Below are 19990 nucleotides of genomic sequence, written 5' to 3'. Positions count from 1 at the left end.
GCTTTTTCGCCGCTTCTTTTTCAGGCAGCGGCGGTTTCCTATATGTTGGGCCTATATTGCGGACAGTGCCATCAGGGATTCCGATTTGCCGCCACGCCTGACATCCTTTGCTGACGATGCGCTGATCGCGCTGGACAATCTTGCAGACCGCGCCAGCGGTCTCGTCAATCCGACGATCCGGCTCGGCGTCACCGGCCTTTCCCGCTCCGGCAAGACGGTCTTCATTTCTTCTCTGGTCCACAATCTTCTGCATGGGGGCCGCCTGCCGCTCTTCGAGGCCGTGCGGTCCGGCCGCGTTTCGGCTGTGCGCCTGGAGCCGCAGCCTGATGACGCCGTGCCGCGCTTCCAGTATGAAGATCATATCCGAGCCCTGGTGAAGGAGCGTATCTGGCCGGATTCCACCCGGGCGATCTCCGAGCTGCGCATCACGCTCGACTATCAGAGCGCCAGCTCCTGGACGCGCATGTTCTCACCCGGCCGCCTGTCGATTGATATCGTCGATTATCCCGGCGAATGGCTGCTCGACCTGCCGCTGCTCGGCAAAGATTTCCGAACCTTCAGCGAGGAAACCATTGCTCTTGCCGCAACCGGCATCCGCTCCGAGCTGTCGGGCGCCTGGCTTGCGATGACGAAAGCGACAGATATCACCGCTTCCGCCGACGAAATGGTCGCCCGCGATCTCTCTACCAGCTTTGCCGACTATCTGAAGGCCTGCAAAGCCGACGAACGCTCGCTTTCCACGCTTCCGCCCGGCCGCTTCCTGCTGCCCGGCGATCTCGAAGGGTCGCCCGCGCTGACTTTCGCGCCGCTTGCCCTACCCCCGGATGGAAGGCCCGAGCGCGGCTCGCTTTGGGCGATGATGGATCGCCGCTACGAGGCCTATAAGTCCGTCGTCGTCAAACCCTTCTTCCGGGAGCATTTCGCGAGGCTTGACCGGCAGATCGTGCTGGTTGATGCATTACAGGCCATGAACCGCGGTCCCGAAGCCGTGCAGGATCTGGAGCGAGCGCTGACGGATGTGCTCGCCTGCTTCCGCCCCGGCAGCAATTCCATCCTCTCCTCGCTGCTCGGCCGGCGCATCGACCGCGTGCTGGTGGCCGCCACCAAGGCGGACCATTTGCACCACGAAAGCCACGACAGGCTGGATCGCCTGACGCGCCGCCTCGTCGATCGCGCCATCGAGCGCATCGGCATGGCCGGCGCCGGCATCGATGTCATGGCGCTCGCCTCCGTACGCGCCACGCGGGAAGCCACGGTGCGCCGCGACGGCCACGACCTGCCCGTCATCGTCGGAACGCCCATGGCCGGTGAAAAAATCGCCGGCGAAATCTTCGACGGGGAGCGCAAGACGGCAATCTTCCCCGGCGATCTGCCGGAAAATCCCGAATCCCTGTTCGAGCTCATCGAAGCAGGCGACGCCTCGGTCGAGTTGCCCGATGTCAATGTCGTGCGCTTCCGCCCGCCGCAGCTCGAGGAAACCGGCGGCGGCATCAAACTCTCCGTGCCGCATATCCGCCTCGACCGTGCCATGCAGTTCCTGTTCGGAGACCGACTCGCATGAGCAAGCCGCCAATCGATGAGCCCAATCAGCCGCGCCGCGCACCTGCCGCCTTCACCTATGAGGAAGAGAATTCGGCGCCCGAAGCCCCGCGCACAGAACGTCGCAAGCCCGCAAGCTTTTCCGGTGAGGTGGTGCTGACGCCGGATGACGAAGATCCCTTCCTTAATCCGGAACAGGATCTGAGCCCGGTACCTGTCGCCACTCCGCACAAGCGCCGTACCTCCTTTGCCAGAATCGCCGCCGGCGCTTTCGGTATTCTCCTCTCGCTCGCTTTCGGCCTCTGGACCGACCGGCTGATCCACGATCTCTTCAGCCGCGCCGACTGGCTGGGTTATGCCGCGCTTGCCGTTCTCGCGATCGGCATCCTCGCCGTCATTGCCATCGTCATCAGGGAGACGGCAGGCATGATGCGGCTTGCCGCGGTGCAGACCATCAAGGCTGAGGCCGATGCCGCGGTCCTGGAAACCCGCCCCGCCAAGGCTCGCGCAGTCGTCGCTCGCCTGACAGGTCTGCTCGGAAACAAGCCGGAGACCGCCAAGGGCCGCGCCACGTTGAAGGAAACCGAAGGCGAGATCATCGACGCTCCGCATCTGATTGCGCTTGCCGAGCGCGAATTGCTGGCACCGCTGGATCGTCGGGCACGCGCGCTGATCGTCAATTCCTCCAAGCGTGTCTCGATCGTCACGGCTGTCAGCCCGCGCGCCATCGTCGACCTCCTCTACGTGCTCTATGAGGCTGTCCGCCTGATCCGCGCCATGGCCGAACTGTATGGCGGCCGTCCCGGCACGCTCGGCATGCTGAGATTGATGCGTGACGTGCTCGCCCACCTTGCGGTGACCGGCTCGATTGCCGTCGGTGACAGCCTCGTGCAGCAGGTGCTCGGCCATGGGCTCGCTTCCAAGCTTTCGGCTCGATTCGGCGAAGGCGTCATCAACGGACTGATGACGGCGCGGATCGGCATTGCCGCCATGGATCTCTGCCGTCCGCTGACCTTCCGGGCGCTGAAACGGCCGGGAATCGGCGATTTCATCGGTGACCTGACGCCGTCGATGACTGCGCGCAATGGCAATCCTTAATAAATCGCCGGATTTAGACACATGCATGCCTTCTTATTCAAGCTGCGGAAAATCCGAGCGAATTCAATGTGCTACATCCACCTCTTCAAAAGTCTTGCCTTGCGAAAGCCCTGCATTTCCGCGCATTTCGGCGTCTCGGAAAGAAAGGGTTAACCATTCTCCGGCAAAACTGCCTGCCAGTTCCAGAGTGGTGTTTGCCAAGGAAAATCCATGTATTCGCGCAAGTTTCTGTTTGTATGCGGCCTGGCCGCCGCGGCATTGTCTCCGGTCGCAGACGTCGCTCCTCAAGCTACTGCTGCAACCCGCGACAAGGCCTTCTTCGAATCCGTCGCCGGCACCTGGAAGGGGCCTGGCGAAATCGTCGCCGGCAAGTACAAGGGCACCAAATTCACCTGTAATCTCGTCGGCTCGCCGGCCGATGATTCCGCCGCCGGCATCAAGCTCGACGGCACCTGCCGCGTCGGCGTCTTCAAGCAGCCGATGAGCGCCGTCATCTCGCAGTCCGGCTCCACCTACAAGGGCAAGTTCCTCGACGGCGCCGAAGGTAAAGGCCTCGATGTCGTTTCTGGCGCCGTTACCAACGATACCGTCGTGGTCGGCATCAACCGCGCCAAGCTGAACGGTGCGATGATTGCCCGCGTGCGCGACGACAAGACCATGAATGTTACGGTCTCCGTCAAGGTCGAAAGCCAGATGATCCCGGTGATCGGCCTGACGCTGACCCGACAGGTCGATGAAATAGCCGTCGGTTCGATCGAGTAAAGTCATTATCGTAGACCGGGTTTTCCTGAAGCGGCGGTTTTCCGCCGCTTTTGCTTTTTGGCATCGGGAACCATGAGCATCGGTCCGGGTTGTCTGGAACGAACAACCCGGAGATCGATCGTGCCCCCGAAAGCCGTCGCCTTAACGCAACCCTGAAATCCAGCGGCGGCGAGCCTTTCTCCACCGATCGTATGCTTGCCCTCATCGGCGAAGCCATGCGCAAGCAGGATGTCGATATGGAAACGATCCGCCTTGCCGACCATAACATCTTGCCCGGCGTCACTTCCGACGAGGGACCTGGCGATGCCTGGCCCGATATCCGCAAGACGATCCTCGATGCTGATATCCTCGTCTTCGCCACACCGATCTGGCTGGGGCAGCCCTCGAGCATTGCCAAGCGCGCGTTGGAGCGCATGGATGCCTTCCTTGAAGAAACGGACGATCAGGGCCGTATGATGTCCTATGGCCGCGTAGCGGCCGTCGCGGTCGTCGGCAATGAGGACGGCGCCCATTACGTCTCGGCCGAACTCTATCAGGCACTGAACGATGTCGGTTTCACCATACCTGCCAATGCCGTCGCCTATTGGGTGGGCGAAGCCATGGCCAGCACCAATTTTGTCGATCTCCAAGAGATACCCGAAGTGGTCACGACGGCGGTCGACATGCTCACCCGCAACACGGTTCATCTGGCGAACCTGCTTAAGCAGAACCATTATCCGGGCGAGAGGAAATAACTGCCCGGCGACGTGGTTTACGGTTGAAACGAAGACATGAAAAAAGCCCGCTTCTGCGGGCTTCTTCTTTCCATATTGGTCAGATTTTTAATGAGAGTTCTTGTGACTCTGCTGACCGGCCTTCACATGCTGTTCATGCGTGCCGCCGCGGGTCCCCGAACCGGACTGATTATCGCGCGACGACGAAGCCTGCTGCGAGCCGGTATTCTTGTGGCTCTGCTGGCCTGCCTTGACGTGCTGTTCGTGTGAACCGCCTTGGTTTGCCATGATAAATTCTCCTTTGGATTGTTTTGCGAGAGCGGCTGGCTGCCGCCTCGATAAGGAAACCGCGGCAGCGCGACATCGTTCCGCATTTAATATTTCGTGAACTCCACAGGATCATTTCGGGATCTGCACAGTTCTACGAAAACAAAAACGGAGAACTGCGATGAAGGCCCTTACCTGGCACGGCAAACACGACATCCGCTGCGAAAGCGTCCCAGACCCCAAAATTCAGGACGGCCGCGACGCGATCATCAAGGTCACCGCCTGCGCGATCTGCGGCTCCGATCTTCACCTCTTTGACGGCGTTATGCCTGAAATGCGCAGCGGCGATGTCATGGGGCACGAAACCATGGGCGAGGTTGTCGAGGTCGGCAAGGACAATACCAAACTCAAGGTCGGCGATCGTGTCGTAGTGCCTTTCACCATCTCCTGCGGCGAATGTTTCTTCTGCAAACGCGGCTTCTTCTCGGGATGCGAGCGTAGCAATCCCGACTCGTCCAAGGTGCGAAAGCTGTGGGGAAACTCGCCGGCCGGCCTGTTCGGCTATTCGCATCTGCTCGGCGGCTACAGCGGCGGACAGGCAGAATATTTGCGCGTGCCCTATGCCGACATCGGCCCGATCAAGGTTCCGGATAGGCTGACGGACGAACAGGTCCTCTTTCTCTCCGATATTTTCCCCACAGGCTATATGGCAGCCGATTTCTGCAATATTCAACCGGGCGATACGATCGCCATCTGGGGTTGCGGCCCGGTCGGCCAGATGGCGATCAAGTCTGCCTTCATGCTCGGCGCCGAACGCGTCATCGCTGTCGATACCGTGCCGGAGCGGCTGGCGTTGGCCGAAGCTTCAGGCGCCGTCGTCCTCGATTTCATGGATGAGGATATTTACGACAAGATTATGGATCTGACGGACGGCCGCGGAGCCGATGCGTGTATCGATGCTGTCGGAACCGAGGCCGAGGCTGCCGCTAGTTGGGATTCAAGGCTCGACCGCATCAAGGTCGCCACCTTTATGGGCACGGACCGACCGCATGTCCTTCGCCAGGCTATCCATTGCTGCCGGAACTTCGGCACCGTTTCCATCGTCGGCGTCTATGGCGGCTTTCTCGACAAGATTCCGATGGGCTCGGCGATCAACCGCGGCCTAACCTTCAAGATGGCCCAGACGCCGGTGCAACGCTACCTGCCGCTGCTGTTGGAGCGCATTGAGAAGGGCGAAATCGATCCGTCCTTTATCATTACTCATCGGGCATCCCTGGAGGATGGCCCCGACCTCTACAAGACTTTCCGCGACAAACAGGATGGCTGCATCAAGGTTGTCCTGAAGCCATAAGGAGAAGCGACATGGCTGATACTGCTTCGACCAAGGGCCTCGCCGTCGTTACGGGGGCGTCCACCGGCATCGGTTATGAACTTGCCAAATGCGCGGCACAGGATGGCTATGACCTCGTCATCGCCGCGGATGAAGCGCGCATTGTCCAGGCGGCCGCAAATCTCAAGGAATTCGGCGTGGCCGTCGAGGCTGTCGATACCGATCTTTCCACTATTCAGGGCGTCGATAAGCTAATGGAACGGGTCGAAGCCGATGGCCGGTCAGTTGACTTGCTGATGGCGAATGCAGGTCGCGGCCTCGGGAAGGGATTTCTCGATCAGGATTTTGCGGAGGCGAGGAAGGTTGTCGACACCAATATTATCGGCACGATCTATCTGGTCCAGCAGATCGGCAATCATATGCGGGCGCGGGGGCAAGGACGCATCCTTCTTACCGGTTCGATCGCCGGTTTCATGCCGGGCTCATACCAGGCCATCTACAACGCTACGAAAGCCTTCATCAACAGCTTCTCCTTTGCTCTGCGCGAAGAGCTGAAGGAAAGCAGCGTCACGGTGAGTTGCCTAATGCCCGGTGCAACCGAAACAGAATTCTTCAAGCGGGCGGATCTGCTGGATACGTCGATCGGCCAATCGAAAAAAGATGACCCTGCCGACGTAGCCCGCATCGGCTACGACGCTATGTTGGATGGGCAAGGCGATGTCGTCAGCGGCTGGAAGAACAAGCTGCAAGCCGCGGTCGCCAACGTCACCCCCGCCAGCATGCTTGCCCACCAGCATGCGAAAATGGCGAAGCCGGCTTCTGGTGAAAAGTGAGGCCCGCCCAGACCACACAAAGCAAGGGAGATCAATGAAATGAACGCGACCAATACGGATACGGAAACGAGAAGCCTGAAGCTCGCCAAGGAATATCTGCGCCTCGGCGGACACCGCCGCTCCAAGATCGACGATAACATCACCACTGTGCGCCAGTGGGAAAAAGATCCGCCGGAGGCCGAACGCTTTTGGAAGGAACAAGTCGAGCCGCTTTCTGCCGCTGACCGCAAACAGGTCGAGGATTTCCTGCCCACCATCAATTCGCCCTGAATCTGGAAGCTGCAGGTCCGATGCCCGACAACTGGATCCATCTCTGCATCGATATGCAAAGAATGTTCGCGGAACAGACAGCATGGCATGTGCCATGGATGGCGACGGTGTCGCCCCAGATCATCGAACTCGCAGGACGATACCCCGAGCGAACGATTTTCACACGCTTTATTCCCCCGCCGACTGCTGATGCCATGCCGGGCATGTGGAGGAACTATTACGAAAAGTGGCCGATGATGACCGGCGAGCAGTTGCTGCCGGAACTCACGGATATCGTTGCTGATCTCAAGGCTTTCGCCCCACCTGCCCGCTTCTTCAACAAGCGAACTTATTCTCCCTGGGTCGACGGACGGCTGTATGAAACACTCACTCGAGACAAGGTCGAGACCGTCGTCATTACCGGCGGCGAAACGGATATCTGCGTGCTCGCTGCAGCACTCGGCGCAATCGATCTCGGTTATCGAGTCATCCTGTTGAAAGACGCCGTCTGCAGCAGCGCAGACGAAACGCATGACGCCACGCTCGAATTGCTGGGCGGCCGCTTTTCGGTGCAGGTGGAGATTACCGAAACGGACGCATTCCTCTCCAGTCTCTGATTCGCCGTTCCCCTTACTCCTTAGGAATGATGCTGATGTTGCCGCTCACCTCGAGAATTGCAAACCGGATATCTTCGACACTCTCAATGCCTTGCGCCGTTCTTGCAGCTTCCATCACATCCTCTCGCTGAAGTCTCGAACCCTTCAGGGCAGCCTCGTCATAAACGCCGTTGGTAACGAGAACGGTCGGAACGCCGTCAATCAATCTGGCGGTCCGGCGCGACCAGCGCTTCAGGTAGGAAAGCGCAATGTCGGTCGTAAACAGCGTCAGGATCAGGAGCACGGAATTGGTGATCGAGAAATCGTCAGCCAGCATCGCTTGCTGTGTCGTCTCCGAAATCACCAGCACGATGACCAAGTCGAAGGGTGTCATCTGGGCGAGCGTGCGCCGTCCCGACAGGCGAATGATTACCAGAAGGGTGAAATAAATGGCAACGCCACGAACGACTGCGTCCATCGGCTTACGGCAAGATGAGGACCGAACGTTCGATGACGTCCTGGCCGATACCGATGCGGAAGGAATGCAGCCCCGGCTTCTGCGTATGAAGCCTCAGAATAACCTGGCTCGTCGCGGCGGCATCGGCAGGAAAGACATAGCCGATACGGCCATTCTCGTAGTCTGCCGCTCTCTGCGGCGGGTCGATGCCTTCGATGGAGAAGATCGTGAAAAAATCGGGATCGAGGACGAGCCTACGATCCGAAGAGGATGGCAAGAAAAAGACGCGCAACTCGTCGGGCGCATTCCACCGCGTAACGATCGGCAGCTCGATGTTGCCGCCGGCGAGCTTCAATTCCTGTTGGGAGAGAGGCCCGCTGCGCCCGAGCGCTCCGAAAAGCGCGGCGATGAGAACGGCGGCAAAACCGATCCATGCCCAGCGTTGCGCACACCAGACGCGCTGCTGGAAGCGAGTATGATCTTCGATGCCTTCGGGAAGGCTGCTGCTCGTTCTCGGCATATCAGCACCTGAACGAGCAGCCTTTCCGGCCGCTGTTGAATTGCCTCATGATACCTCCGGCTCAGTCGCCCTTCTGAGTTAGCGCAGCCGGTGTAGGCGACAAGACGTTACGAACACACGGAAAAGCCCCGCATGGCGGAGATTCTGAGGGCTGTTAGGTCTTGCAGCCTGCTCTTGGTGGCCCTTCAGGCCTTGCGCCACCAGTTGCGGCTCTCGTCCGCAATCTCGATCCCCGCGATATCGGCACCGGCCAGCCAGTCGGCAACCGCCCTGCCCCGGACCATGAGTTCGGGTGCGATATCCGCAAGCGGCATCAGCACGAAGCCCCGCTCCGTCATGCGTGGATGCGGCAATTCCAGCCGCGGCGCATCCTGCTCGACTCCCTGATAAGTCAGCACATCGATATCGAGCGTGCGCGGCCCCCAGCGCTCGATACGCTCGCGCTTCATCTCCCGCTCGATCGACAGGCAGAGATCGAGCAGCGCTTCCGGGGCAAGCCGCGTTTCCACCGCCGCGCAGGAGTTGAAGAAATAGGACTGGTCGGTCTTGCCCCAGGGCGGCGTGCGGTAAAGCCGCGAAACGGCCGCCACGCGGCAATCCGCGTCGGCATCGAGCCGCGTGAGTGCCGCGGCCATGGACTTGACCGGATCGCCGATATTGCCGCCGAGGCCGAGCGTTGCGAGATGGAATGGATTATCGGGCACGATGCTCAACGGTCACCTGCACGAAGTCGAGCACGCCGGGGATCGGCGCATTCGGCTTGCGCACCGTGATCTTGGCCCTGATGATCTGTGGGAATTTTTTACAGAGCCCTTTGGCGATATCGAACGCCAGCGCCTCGATCAGGTAACGCCGCTGGCCGACGACGATCTCCTCGATGATGGTGAAGGCGGTGCCGTAGTGGACGGTCTCATCGATGGAATCGTTTTCCAGTGCACTGCCCGCTTCCACCTCCAGTTCGGCATCCACGAAAAAGCGCTGGCCGAGGAATTCCTCTTCGGCATGCACGCCGTGGCGGGCGAAGAAGGCGCAGTTCTGCATTAGGATCGTATAGGTACTCATGACGGCCTCCCCCTAAAGCATATCGCGCAAAAGTGCGTAGCGGTTTTGCGACAACGACATGCGTAAAACAAAGACTTAAAGCGTGGCATGCGGATCTGACAGATCGTGATACGCTTTAGAAGTGTCGTTCCGGGCGGCCAGCATAGCATCGGCTACGGCAAGCGCATCCCTGTTGATTGCGACATTGTGTACCCGGAAAACAGCCGCGCCTTGAACTCGCAAGAGCGCGCTGGTCGCGGCCGTCGCCGCATCGCGCTCTGCGGGCTCCCGGCCCGTGACGGCGCCGAGGAAGCGCTTGCGCGAGGTGCCGGCAAGAAGCGGCAGGCCGAAGCGGTGCAGCTCTTCGAAACGCGCCATCAGTTCCAGATTTTCTGCCGGCGTCTCCTTGGCAAAACCGAAGCCGGGATCGAGCACGATACGGTCACGCAGGACGCCGGCAGCCGAAGCGATCTCCAGCGAACGCTCGAGAAAGAAGATCTGGTCATCGATGATACCGGCAAGCTTCTGTCGGTCGCGGCCCGTATGCATGATGCAGAGCCCCGCCCCGGTCTCAGCCGACAGCGCGGCGATATCAGGCTCCTTCTGCAAGCCGAAGACGTCGTTGACGATATGGGCGCCGGCACTAATGGCAAGCCGCGCCGTTTCCGCGCGATAGGTATCGATGGAAATCAACGCTTGCGTGCGTCTGCTGAGCGCCTCGATGACGGGCAGTACCCGCGCCTGTTCCTCCGCCGGGCTGACGGAAACCGCATCCGGCCGCGTCGACTCGCCGCCGATATCGAGGATTTCGGCGCCGTCCGCGACTGCCTGCAGCGCGTGCTCGACGGCGCTGTCGACCGTCTGATAACGCCCGCCGTCGGAGAAGGAATCCGGCGTCACGTTGACGATCGCCATGATCACTGAGCGCTTGCCGAGCTCGATCTCGCGACCATGGGCCACACGCCAGAAACTGCTATCGAGCTGATTCACCAGTCTAATCCCGTCACTAACGAAAAAAGCCGCTATCCGATATTGCGCTTACCGTGGCTATGCCCCAAGCTCCGCCAAACTTCAACACAGGTTCAGTTCAAGAATGCCGCTTGCGTTGCGTTATATGCGCCTTCCCATCGCCTTTTCCATGATTGCCCTTTTCCTCTGCAGCCCCGCGGCAGCCGAAGTCATTGCAACGAAAAGCTATTCCTATTTCGATATCAAAGGAAAGACGGCCGACGAGCTGGACGATGAGCTGAGCCGCCGTGGCCCGACAGCGAACGGCTCCTCCGCCCGCCATCCCGGCGCCACCAAGATCCGTTTCGGCGGCGAGGCCACCTATATCCAGGAAAATGGACGTTGCCGCGTCGGCAACGTCAAGGTCACTGTCCACACGCAGATCATCATGCCGCGGTGGGGCAATCGTAAGGGTACGAGCCGCGAGCTGTCGATGATCTGGGATGCGCTGTCGAGCGATATCAGGCGTCACGAGGAGCGCCATGCCGAGATCGCCCGCACCCAGGCCCGCGTCATGGAGCGCGAACTCAAAGCGCTCCCGTCGCAGCGTAATTGCGAGGCCATGCAGGAACTCGTCTCGAATGAGTCGGCTCGCGGAATAGAGGAGCATGACAAGCTGCAGGCCCGATTCGATCGCGTCGAAGCCGTCAATTTCCAGAATCGCATGTTGAGACTGCTCAACAATAGACTCAAGGGCAAAGGCGGCGAAAGATAAGCTCTTTTCAGCCTCAAGACGAGTAGAGATCGTTAGCTGCACAATGAAACTTGTGCGAAACTTGTGCGCTTCCCAGCCTTTTACCGGTCATTTTTCATTCTGGTGGACTCAACCGGAAAGCGGTAATATGACTATATTCGAAAGTGCAGTAAGGCAGCTGGCTTTCGTGACTGTGTTCTCCTGGCGCGTTCCGAAGCCGCGGGTGTTCCTCCCTCATCCGTAGGTAATGCGCCCGCCTCGCCTCGCTCGCCTCCGGCGTGCGAGGCTCTCTTTTTGGGAAAGCTCCCCCATTCTCTCAAGGATGGTTCTCAAAAACAGTGAGAAATCAGGCCTGCCGTTCCGGCACATGCACGGTAAGGCCGTCATAGGCAGCCTTCATCCTGATCTGACAGGAAAGGCGTGAAGTTGGACGCACGTCAAAGGCGAAATCCAGCATATCCTCTTCCATCGCTTCCGGCGGACCGACGATTTCCGTCCATTGTTCGTCGACATAGACATGACAGGTTGCACAGGCGCAGGCGCCGCCGCATTCGGCCTCGATGCCGGGCACGGAATTGCGGACCGCATTCTCCATTACGGTGGAGCCTTGATCGACCTCAAGATCGAAGCGCGTTCCGTCAAAGGCGACGATGGTAAGTTTGGGCATCGGGATTATTTCCGGTCTTTCGTAATAGGTGGGCGGATTTTCTTCCGACAATTCGGCGCATCAGTCAACATTGCCGACCCCCGCGAACCTCGCAGATCGTTCGGAGTTCCGCCGTTCTCAATGCGTCATCGAACAGGTCGCAAAAAGACCCGCCGTTCCCTAATGAAACAGCGGGCCTAGGTTCTTCCCGATCTGTCCTGCCTTATCCGCGGCAGAGTTTCAGAATGAAATTCTCGGCGTCGACGACGGCTGCGCCCAATGCCGCCATGGCGGCGACGTCACCATTGTTCTCCTCCACGGCTTCCGCCGACTGCGAAACCCGGAAGGCGCCGACGGAGCTTGCGGCTCCCTTCAGACGGTGTGCCGCAGCACCCACCTTGCCAGACTCGCCGCTTGCGATGTCTTGCAGGCAGGCGCGCGCCTGGCGTGCAAACATCTGGAGAACTTCGATTTCCACCGTCTTGTCGCCCATGGTTTGGCGCGCGAGATGGACAAGGTCGATCGGCCGGATCTTGGAAGGCGAAGGTCCCGCAGAGTTGTCAGGTGCTTCGAACGCGATACTCACTGCTGCCATTTTGCCAATTCTCCCGTCGTAGATCTCCGCGCTTGCTATCGTTGTGCGGTGGGAGAATGGCGATCCCGTTAAATTCGGGCGCATTCGAGATAAAAATCTGGCCATATGGTTAATGTCCCTTAAACATCGCTAAAATATCGGCTTTTAGGGCGCTTTCGAAATTTAAAGGTGTTAACAACAGGTTAAGAGAAGCGGAAACGCAAGGGTTCATTAATTGTATGGGAAGCCCAGATGTGTCACTACGATACTGTTGAGGCGGGCTCATGCCGCGCGCCTTTGCCGACAGAGTGGATAATGGTAGTGTTTTGATACCTTTCGTTTGAAAAATCGGCTATCTACTCTGAAATGACATGCTTATCCGTCCGTCTTGGATGGAAGGCTGGAATGGCGAAGGTTCTTTCCGGGCGCAGGCGGTGGCCCGGATGCGCTGCCGGACCGGCCGGGAATTACGAGGCATATCGGAATGGCGAATAACAAGTACAATGAATCGATCGAGGATAAGGCGTTCAAGGCATTGGACGAGGCGCTTCAGATCGATTTCGGCCAGGAGAACGTGCCGTCTCGCCGCGGCAACGTGCCCCATGCCCCGGAGGCTAATGTGACTGACCCATCCAATGCCCGTAATCAGTCCCAGGAAGAAGCACAACGCCGCCGCGGCCGCGCGGCCCGCACAGGCGACCAACAGGCTCCGCGGGCACCGGCCTTCTCTCCCGCCAACGATGCCAGCCGTAATTCGCCCGCTTCGCTTCTGAAGTCGCTGGAAAACGGCTCCAGCCGCCCTGCCCTGCGCACGGCCGCTCTCGTCTCCATCCTGTGGGTGGTCATCGGTCTTGGGCTGATGTTCATGCTCTATGCGCCGCAGATCGCCCAGATCCGCTCGCTCACCGATCTTGCCGCGCTGCCGGGCGTAATCGCCGGAATCGTCGGCATCATAGTGCCCGTCATGATGTTCTATGCCTTCGCCATCATGATCGCGCGCGCCCAGGACATGCGCAACGCCGCCCGCTCCATGGCCGAGGTTGCACTGCGCCTTTCGGAGCCGGAAACCATCGCCTCCGAACGCATCCTGACGGTCGGCCAGGCCGTGCGCCGCGAAGTCTCGGCGATGAACGAAGGCATCGAGCGCACCATCGCGCGCGCTTCCGAACTCGAAACGCTCGTGCATTCCGAAGTGAATGCGCTGGAGCGTTCCTATGCGGACAACGAGCTGCGCGTGCGCGGCCTCGTTCACGAGCTCGGCTCCGAGCGCGAAGCGATCGTCAACCATGCCGACCGCATCCGTTCCTCGATTGCCGGCGTCCACGACCAGCTCAAGGAGGAACTGTCGCTTGCCACCGAAGAGATCGCCATCCGCCTTGCGACCTCGGGCGAAGCCTTCGCCTCGCTGATCGATACGCGCGCTGCGGCGATCATGGAAAAGTCGGACAGCGCCATACAGTCGCTCGGCACGCTGCTGGCCGCTAAGACCGATACGCTGCTCCATACGCTGACCGCGTCCGGCCTTGCGATCGGCAATGAATTCGACAACCGCTTGGACGCGCTGACCAATACGATCAACGAACATGGCGAACGCCTGCTCACCCAGTTCGAGACACGCGCCTCGACGATGGATGCGAGCACCGAGCGCTTGAATGCCGCCCTTCAGGAGCGCACCCAGCAGCTCAACGAAATCCTGGTTTCCCGCACCCGCGAGATCAATCAGAGCCTGACATCAGGCGAACGCACGATCGGCGGCACCCTCGACGACGTGCTCTCCAGGTTGAACGCCGCACTCGATGAAAAGGGCGCAAGCTTTCGCCAGAGCCTGCAGTCGACGGCCGACGACGCCGTCATGGATCTCGACGTGCGGTCCGGCTTCTTCGAGGAACGCCTGCAGACGACTGTCGCCCAGCTTTCGACGGCCTTCGACGAACGTGTCGCCCAATTCACCGATGCCTTCGATAAGCGCTCCGGCTCGCTCGACACTAAGCTCATCGAAAGCCTCGCCCGCATCAATGAGACGCTGTCTGGCAACGCAGAGTCGATTGAAAACCTACTCAGCGCCAATATTGATCGCCTGGGCACGGCGGTGACCGACCAGTCGCTGGCGCTGGCAACCGCCTTTGCGACCGGCCAGGAAGTGCTGGAAGGCACGCTTTCCGGCCGCGTGGATGAAATCACCTCCACATTGACGGCCCGCGCCGGCGAGCTTGGCTCGGCGCTGAGCAACGCCACGTCGGAAATCTCGCTGGCGCTTGCAGCCGGCACTTCCGAACTGCAGAACAACCTCTCTGCCCGGACAGCCGAGTTCCGCGATACGCTGCAAACGACCACGAGCGAACTCGCCACCGCCGTCAATAGCGGCACCGAAAAGGTAACGGGGGCATTCGGCGGTCGCGCCGAAGAGCTGAGCGGCGTTCTCGCCGCCCGCGCCGCCGAAATCGCCGATGCGCTAAAGACTGCGCATACCGACCTTGACGGCGTGATGGCCGAACGTGGCGGAGCGCTGATCGGCGCACTTGCCGACCACCACACCCGCTTCGAGAAAGCGCTCACCAGCCGTTCCGAAGCGATCATAAATACTGTCTCGGGTACGCATGACCGTCTCGCCGAAACGCTTGATGAAAAGGCGATGGCGCTGGCGATCTCGCTGAACGAAACGCAGTCGCGCATCGAAGACACGCTCTCGACCCATTCGGAATCGCTCATCAATGCTGTTTCCGGCACCAATGACCGCCTCGCTGAAACGCTGCAGCAAAATCAGGCTCGTATCGAGGATACGTTTGCGGCCCGGTCGGAGTCCTTCCTTAACGCGGTCTCCAGTACGCATGACCGTCTTTCCGATACGCTCGATGAAAAGGCAATGGCGTTGGCGATCTCGCTGAACGAAGGCCAGGCCCGCATCGACGACACGCTGGCGACCCGCTCGGAGGCGATCATCAATGCCGTCTCCGGTACGCATGACCGCCTAGCCGAGACGCTTGATGAAAAGGCGATGGCGCTTGCCATCTCGCTGAACGAAGGCCAGGCCCGCATCGACGACACGCTCGCGACCCGTTCGGAGGCGCTGCTCAGCGCCGTTTCCAGCACGCACGACCGTCTCGCCGATACGCTCGATGAAAGGGCGATGGCGCTCGGCATCTCGCTGAACGAAACGCAGTCGCGCATCGAAGACACGCTCTCGACCCGTTCGGAAGCGTTGATCAATGCCGTCTCGAGCACGCATGACCGTCTCGCCGAAACGCTCGACGAAAAGGCCATGGCACTCGGCATTTCGCTGAACGAGACGCAGTCGCGTATCGAAGAAACGCTGTCGACCCATTCGGAAGCGTTGCTTGGCGCCGTGTCGGGCACGCATGACCGCCTCTCCGAAACGCTCGACGAAAAGGCGATGGCGCTTGCCATCTCGCTGAACGAAAGTCAGAGCCGGCTGGAAGACACGCTAACGGCGGGTACCGATGCTTTCGTCAATGCGGCCACCGGCACGCATGACCGGATCGCCGCATCGCTCGGCGAAAGCCAGCTCCGCATCGAGGAAGCACTCACCAGCCGCGCCGAATCAATCGTCAACGCCGTCGCGAACAGCGCCGACCGCCTGTCCGATACGCTCGATGAAAAGACCATGGCGCTCGCCATTTCGCTCGACGACGGCCAGAGCCGCTTCGAATCCGCGCTTGAAAACCGCAGCAATGCCATCATGGACACCGTTGCAAACGCCGAAGAGCGTGTTGCCGGGGCCTTTGCCGACCGCACGGAAGCGATCCGCGCCGCCTATACGGACAATCAGGCACGTCTGGAAACCGCGCTCGCGGAGCACACCTCCAACTTGTCCGAAGCCCTCGATGCCGGCAGCGTCCGCATGGAAGGCATCATCGGCAGCATGACGGGCCGCATCGAAGATGGTCTTACCGACGCTCAGCAGCGTATGGCCGCCCTCGCCAACGATGCCGCCAACAACGTCGAAGGCGGTCTCGCCGCCGCGCATGACCGTATCCGCACTACGCTTGACGACCGCACCAATGCCATCACGCTGACGCTGACCGAGGCCCATAATCTCATCAACGACACGCTCTCCGAACAGGCGACTTCGATCGGCACATCGGTTGCGACGAGCATCAGCATGCTCGAAATGTCTCTGGAAGATCGCGAGGCTGCGATCCGCAATGCGATCGATAAGAGCGCACAGACGCTTGAGGATCGCATGCGCGAAGGTGCCGGCCAGATCGCCGGCCGCTTTCAGGAGGCCGCCAACACGATCTCGCGTTCGGCCGCCGATTTCTCGGGCCGTCTCGACCACTCCGTCGACAATCTCACGGGCCGCTTCACTGAGACCGGTGCCCGCGTCGAAGCCAGCCTTGCCGCCATCGAAGCCCGTATTGCCGACGGCGTCGGCGGCGTGGTCGACAAGGTCGATGCCGCAGGCAGCCATCTCTCCGGCGTTCTGGATGACGGAATCTCCCGTCTGGGTTCGATCGGCGACGACGCAGCTCAGCGCATCGCTGCAACGCTCGGCACCAGCGCCGCAAACCTGACCGAGGCCCTCGACAGCCGTACCGCCAGCCTGACGGAGGCTTTCGACGGCCGCGCCGCCAGCCTGACGGATGCGCTGCATGCCGGCAGCGCCAACCTCGCCAAGGCCCTCGACAACAGCAGCGCAAACCTCACGCACGCTCTCGAGAGCCATAGCGCCAATCTCACCCAGGCTCTGGATAGCCGCAGGGCGCATCTTGCCGAAACGCTCGACCACGGCAGTTCGACCATGGCCCAGTCGATCGACGGCCGGACCTCGGCCCTGAGCGACATGATGGATCGCGGCACCGCGCGCATCGAAGAGCGTCTCTCCACCATGGACCGCGCCCTGACCGTCGGTCTCGATGCCGTCAATCGCACGATTGAGGGCAAGGCAGCCGGTCTCGCCGCAAGCCTGCGCAACGCCGTTGCCGAAGCCGCCGAAGGCATGGATGGCGAAGCCGCCAAGTCCTCGGAGCTGCTCAGCCGCACCGGCCAGCAGTTCGCCGAAGCCATGGACGAACGTTCGTCGCAGATCGTCAACCGTGTCGCCGAGGCGCAGAACCGCCTCGCCGGCCAGGCTGCCGCCGTTGCCCAGACCTTCTCCGAGGCCGGTAACGTCATCGTCAGCAAGGTTGCGGAAGCGGAAAACATCGTCAGCAGCCAGGTCAGCGCCATCAATCATGCGCTCGCCGATGCCGGCCAGACGCTGGAAGCGCATGGCAATTCGATCCGCTCGACGCTGACCGACGCCGGCAGCCAGATCACATCCAGCATGGCCGAGGTCGACCGCGCGCTGGAGGCCCGCAGCAGCATCATCCGCTCCAGCCTGGAGCAGCGTGCCCGCGAAATCGACACCACCCTCAGCGATATCGACAAGGCACTGGAAGCGCGCGGCAATTCGATCCGCACAACGCTCGAAGAGCGTACCCGCGACTTGAATTCCACGCTCGCCGGCCGTTCCACCGAGCTGACCCGCATCCTGGATGAGACGGCACGGCCGCTCATCGACCGCTATATGGATGCCGGCCAGGAAGCCGCAGCCCGTATCACCGCGGCGGCGAACCTCAGCGCCGAGCGCCTGCGTGCCGAAAATGACGCACTCACCCAGGCTGTCGCCGCCCGTGCCGAAAACGTCGCCAATGCCGTCGCTACCATCGAGAACAGCCTGACGAACAATGTCAACGGCCTCGTCCAGCGCCTGTCGGAAAGCAGCGCCGTAATGGCTGACATGATGACGCGCGCCGCCGATCAGCTGAGCGGCGTCGACAGCCGCCTCGGCGACACGACCACACGCTTCACGGACTCTGCCGCCAAGGCCGCCGAAATGGTTTCGGCTTCGACCCGCCTTCTCGAAGGCAAGGTCGATCGCCTGTCGGATATTTCCGGGCAGACACTCGCCCAGGTCGGCGGCATCATCGGCCGCTTCGACGACCATTCGAAGGTTCTTGGCCAGGCTTCGCAGCTTCTCGCCGCCGCCCAGTCCGGCCTCGTTTCTACACTGGAAGAGCGTGAGACTGCCCTGCAGACGCTGGCAGCCGGCCTCGTGCAGCGTTCGGGCGAAATCGAAAAGACCATGCGCGGCCTCGGCGGAATGATCGAAGCGGTCTTCGAGCGCGCCGAGCAGCGCTCCAACCAGGTCACTGGTACATTGCGCCAGAGCGTGCAGGCTTCGTTTGCCGATATCGGCCGTGTGCTTTCGGACACCGAGAAGCGCGCAGAGGAAGCCGCATCCAATATGCGCGAAGCGATCAACCGCGCCGGCGAGGAAGCCAATGCGACGATAGACAGCAGCTTTGCCAATGTCGAACGTCGCTCCGGCGATCTCACCAACCGCCTGCGTGGCGGCCTGACGGCCTCGCTGTCGGAAGTCGAGCGCATGCTCGGCGAGGCCGGCCGAGCCTCCGACAATGCGGCGCAAAACCTGCGCGAGTCGCTCCGCGACGCGATCGAGGAAGCAGTCGGCCGCTTCTCGGGCGCGACGGAAGATATCCGCCGCTCCGCTGCCGATATCCGCAACGAACTCGATGCCACCCGCGCGGAGCTGAAGCGCGGCGCCTTCGATCTGCCGGAAGAAGCCAAGGAAAGCGCGTCCGCCATGCGCCGCGCCGTCTCCGAGCAGATCAAGGCCCTGCAGGATATTTCGCAGATCGTCGGCCGCTCCAGCCAGCGTCTGGAACTCTCCGAGCCGGTCGCCCGCACGCTCGCCCAAGCCGAACCTGCACCGCGTGTCACTCAGCCGGTAATCCCGACGGCGCCTGCCCCGCAGCCGGCCCCGACGGCACGCCAGTCGATCGAATCCATGGGCCTGCGCGGCACCATTGCACCGACGCCGGCGCCCGCTCCAGCCCCCGCTCAGCAGCGCCCGGTCGCTCAGGCTCCCCAGCCGTCGCCTGCCCCTGCTTCAGTCAGGCAGGAAGCTCCGCGCACGGAAGCGAGCAGCGGCGGCTGGATCAGCGATCTGCTGCGCGGCGCATCGCGTGAAGAGGCCGAGGAAGCACCGCGTGCGGCCCCGGCCCGCCCGGCAGCGGAAGCCGCCGCTCCGGCCCCTGCTCCTGCCCAGCGCGCCAATGACAGCCGCAACCCGCGCCATGTCGTTGAATCGCTGAACTCGCTCTCGGTCGATATCGCCCGTGCCATCGATCACGACGCTTCAGTCGAGCTGTGGCGCCGCTACCAGCGTGGCGAACGAGACGTCTTTACGCGTCGGCTCTACACGCTGAAGGGTCAGCAGACTTTCGACGAGATCAAGCGCAAGTACGACCGCGAGCCGGAATTCCGCACCGCCGTCGACCGCTATATCGGCGATTTCGAAAAGCTACTCGCCGATGTCGCGCGCACTGATCCGAACCGCACCGTCACGCAGTCTTATCTCACGTCGGATACCGGCAAAGTTTACACGATGCTGGCCCATGCCGCGGGCCGGCTGAGCTGAATTCCGGCCTGGAGGGGCGGAAGCCAACACGGTGAGACAAAAGGGGTCATCTGTGGATGGCCCTTTTTTATTGCCTCGGCTCCTTCATTCCGTCACAAACATTCCCGATCCGCATTCGCTAAGCCGGATTGCCGGAAGACACGTCAGACCGCGATCCGCCAGACCATTTGCCAAGCCGGTTGCCAAAGCCAATCGCTTGCCACGACAGAGACAGCAGAC

18 protein-coding genes and 1 pseudogene are annotated in these 19990 nt (G+C 61.1%); 10 read left to right on the top strand and 9 right to left on the bottom strand.

Annotated elements, in window-relative coordinates; genetic code table 11:
- The first annotated feature begins 85 nt into the window (after positions 1-85).
- Together FHT92_RS25930 and FHT92_RS25925 are read left to right on the top strand one after the other, a co-directional pair.
- Positions 86-1561, top strand: a complete 1476-nt coding sequence (locus FHT92_RS25930) for a YcjX family protein (protein WP_183830748.1) — start codon at positions 86-88, stop codon at positions 1559-1561.
- The gene (locus FHT92_RS25925) at positions 1558-2637 is read left to right on the top strand and encodes a YcjF family protein (RefSeq protein ID WP_183830746.1); all 1080 of its coding nucleotides are present in this window, start codon (positions 1558-1560) and stop codon (positions 2635-2637) included. The genes FHT92_RS25930 and FHT92_RS25925 overlap by 4 nt, the downstream gene beginning before the upstream one ends.
- Positions 2638-2700: 63 nt before the next feature.
- Here FHT92_RS25925 and FHT92_RS25920 read toward each other — a convergent pair whose 3' ends face one another.
- Positions 2701-2838, bottom strand: coding sequence for a hypothetical protein (locus tag FHT92_RS25920; protein WP_183830744.1), 138 nt, complete (start codon positions 2836-2838; stop codon positions 2701-2703).
- Positions 2839-2847: 9 nt separating this feature from the next.
- On the opposite strand from FHT92_RS25920, the gene FHT92_RS25915 reads away from it, so the two are divergent.
- Positions 2848-3399 carry a hypothetical protein gene (locus tag FHT92_RS25915; protein ID WP_183746801.1) on the top strand — a complete coding sequence of 184 codons (552 nt, stop codon included), beginning with the start codon at positions 2848-2850 and terminating at the stop codon, positions 3397-3399.
- 89 nt (positions 3400-3488) lie between these two features.
- Entirely contained in the window at positions 3489-4133 is a 645-nt protein-coding gene (locus FHT92_RS25910) for a flavodoxin family protein (RefSeq protein WP_210278597.1), read from the top strand.
- An 87-nt stretch (positions 4134-4220) separates the two neighbouring features.
- Here the strand turns inward: FHT92_RS25910 and FHT92_RS25905 are convergent, their stop codons facing one another.
- Positions 4221-4400, bottom strand: a complete 180-nt coding sequence (locus FHT92_RS25905) for a hypothetical protein (RefSeq protein ID WP_183746799.1) — start codon at positions 4398-4400, stop codon at positions 4221-4223.
- 160 nt (positions 4401-4560) lie between these two features.
- Between FHT92_RS25905 and FHT92_RS25900 the strand changes: the two genes are divergently transcribed.
- From FHT92_RS25900 to FHT92_RS25885, 4 genes and pseudogenes are all read left to right on the top strand, one after another.
- The gene (locus tag FHT92_RS25900) at positions 4561-5730 is read left to right on the top strand and encodes a zinc-dependent alcohol dehydrogenase (protein ID WP_183746796.1); all 1170 of its coding nucleotides are present in this window, start codon (positions 4561-4563) and stop codon (positions 5728-5730) included.
- Positions 5731-5741: 11 nt separating this feature from the next.
- On the top strand, positions 5742-6542 hold the full coding sequence (locus FHT92_RS25895; protein WP_183830742.1) for an SDR family oxidoreductase: 801 nt from the start codon (positions 5742-5744) through the stop codon (positions 6540-6542).
- 54 nt (positions 6543-6596) lie between these two features.
- Positions 6597-6812: pseudogene (locus FHT92_RS25890) on the top strand (hypothetical protein); the annotation flags it as partial.
- A gap of 20 nt (positions 6813-6832) precedes the next feature.
- Positions 6833-7408 carry a cysteine hydrolase family protein gene (locus tag FHT92_RS25885; RefSeq protein WP_183830740.1) on the top strand — a complete coding sequence of 192 codons (576 nt, stop codon included), beginning with the start codon at positions 6833-6835 and terminating at the stop codon, positions 7406-7408.
- A 13-nt stretch (positions 7409-7421) separates the two neighbouring features.
- Here the strand turns inward: FHT92_RS25885 and FHT92_RS25880 are convergent, their stop codons facing one another.
- From FHT92_RS25880 to folP, 5 genes are all read right to left on the bottom strand, one after another.
- Complete coding sequence (locus FHT92_RS25880; protein ID WP_183746784.1) at positions 7422-7865, bottom strand: DUF421 domain-containing protein; 444 nt, start codon at positions 7863-7865, stop codon at positions 7422-7424.
- A gap of 4 nt (positions 7866-7869) precedes the next feature.
- Complete coding sequence (locus FHT92_RS25875) at positions 7870-8364, bottom strand: hypothetical protein (RefSeq protein ID WP_183830738.1); 495 nt, start codon at positions 8362-8364, stop codon at positions 7870-7872.
- 185 nt (positions 8365-8549) lie between these two features.
- The gene (gene folK, locus FHT92_RS25870; RefSeq protein ID WP_210276866.1) at positions 8550-9077 is read right to left on the bottom strand and encodes a 2-amino-4-hydroxy-6-hydroxymethyldihydropteridine diphosphokinase; all 528 of its coding nucleotides are present in this window, start codon (positions 9075-9077) and stop codon (positions 8550-8552) included.
- A complete protein-coding gene (folB, locus tag FHT92_RS25865; RefSeq protein ID WP_112547776.1) occupies positions 9058-9426 on the bottom strand; it encodes a dihydroneopterin aldolase in 369 nt (122 codons plus the stop codon). Before folB ends, folK begins: the two co-directional genes overlap by 20 nt.
- 75 nt (positions 9427-9501) lie before the next feature.
- On the bottom strand, positions 9502-10431 hold the full coding sequence (gene folP / locus FHT92_RS25860) for a dihydropteroate synthase (RefSeq protein ID WP_409527176.1): 930 nt from the start codon (positions 10429-10431) through the stop codon (positions 9502-9504).
- Between the two features lie 67 nt (positions 10432-10498).
- On the opposite strand from folP, the gene FHT92_RS25855 reads away from it, so the two are divergent.
- A complete protein-coding gene (locus FHT92_RS25855) occupies positions 10499-11128 on the top strand; it encodes a DUF922 domain-containing Zn-dependent protease (protein ID WP_183734903.1) in 630 nt (209 codons plus the stop codon).
- Positions 11129-11453: 325 nt separating this feature from the next.
- Here the strand turns inward: FHT92_RS25855 and FHT92_RS25850 are convergent, their stop codons facing one another.
- Together FHT92_RS25850 and FHT92_RS25845 are read right to left on the bottom strand one after the other, a co-directional pair.
- Positions 11454-11774: a 2Fe-2S iron-sulfur cluster-binding protein gene (locus FHT92_RS25850; RefSeq protein ID WP_183830734.1), complete on the bottom strand. Its 321-nt coding sequence runs from the start codon at positions 11772-11774 to the stop codon at positions 11454-11456.
- 202 nt (positions 11775-11976) lie between these two features.
- A complete protein-coding gene (locus FHT92_RS25845; protein WP_183746762.1) occupies positions 11977-12348 on the bottom strand; it encodes an Hpt domain-containing protein in 372 nt (123 codons plus the stop codon).
- Positions 12349-12811: 463 nt separating this feature from the next.
- Between FHT92_RS25845 and FHT92_RS25840 the strand changes: the two genes are divergently transcribed.
- Positions 12812-19771 carry a hypothetical protein gene (locus FHT92_RS25840; protein ID WP_183830732.1) on the top strand — a complete coding sequence of 2320 codons (6960 nt, stop codon included), beginning with the start codon at positions 12812-12814 and terminating at the stop codon, positions 19769-19771.
- Positions 19772-19990 lie beyond the last annotated feature (219 nt).

It is taken from the genome of Rhizobium sp. BK377 (genome assembly GCF_014193935.1).
Lineage (GTDB): Bacteria > Pseudomonadota > Alphaproteobacteria > Rhizobiales > Rhizobiaceae > Rhizobium.
This window is presented reverse-complemented; position numbering and strand designations above follow the sequence as displayed.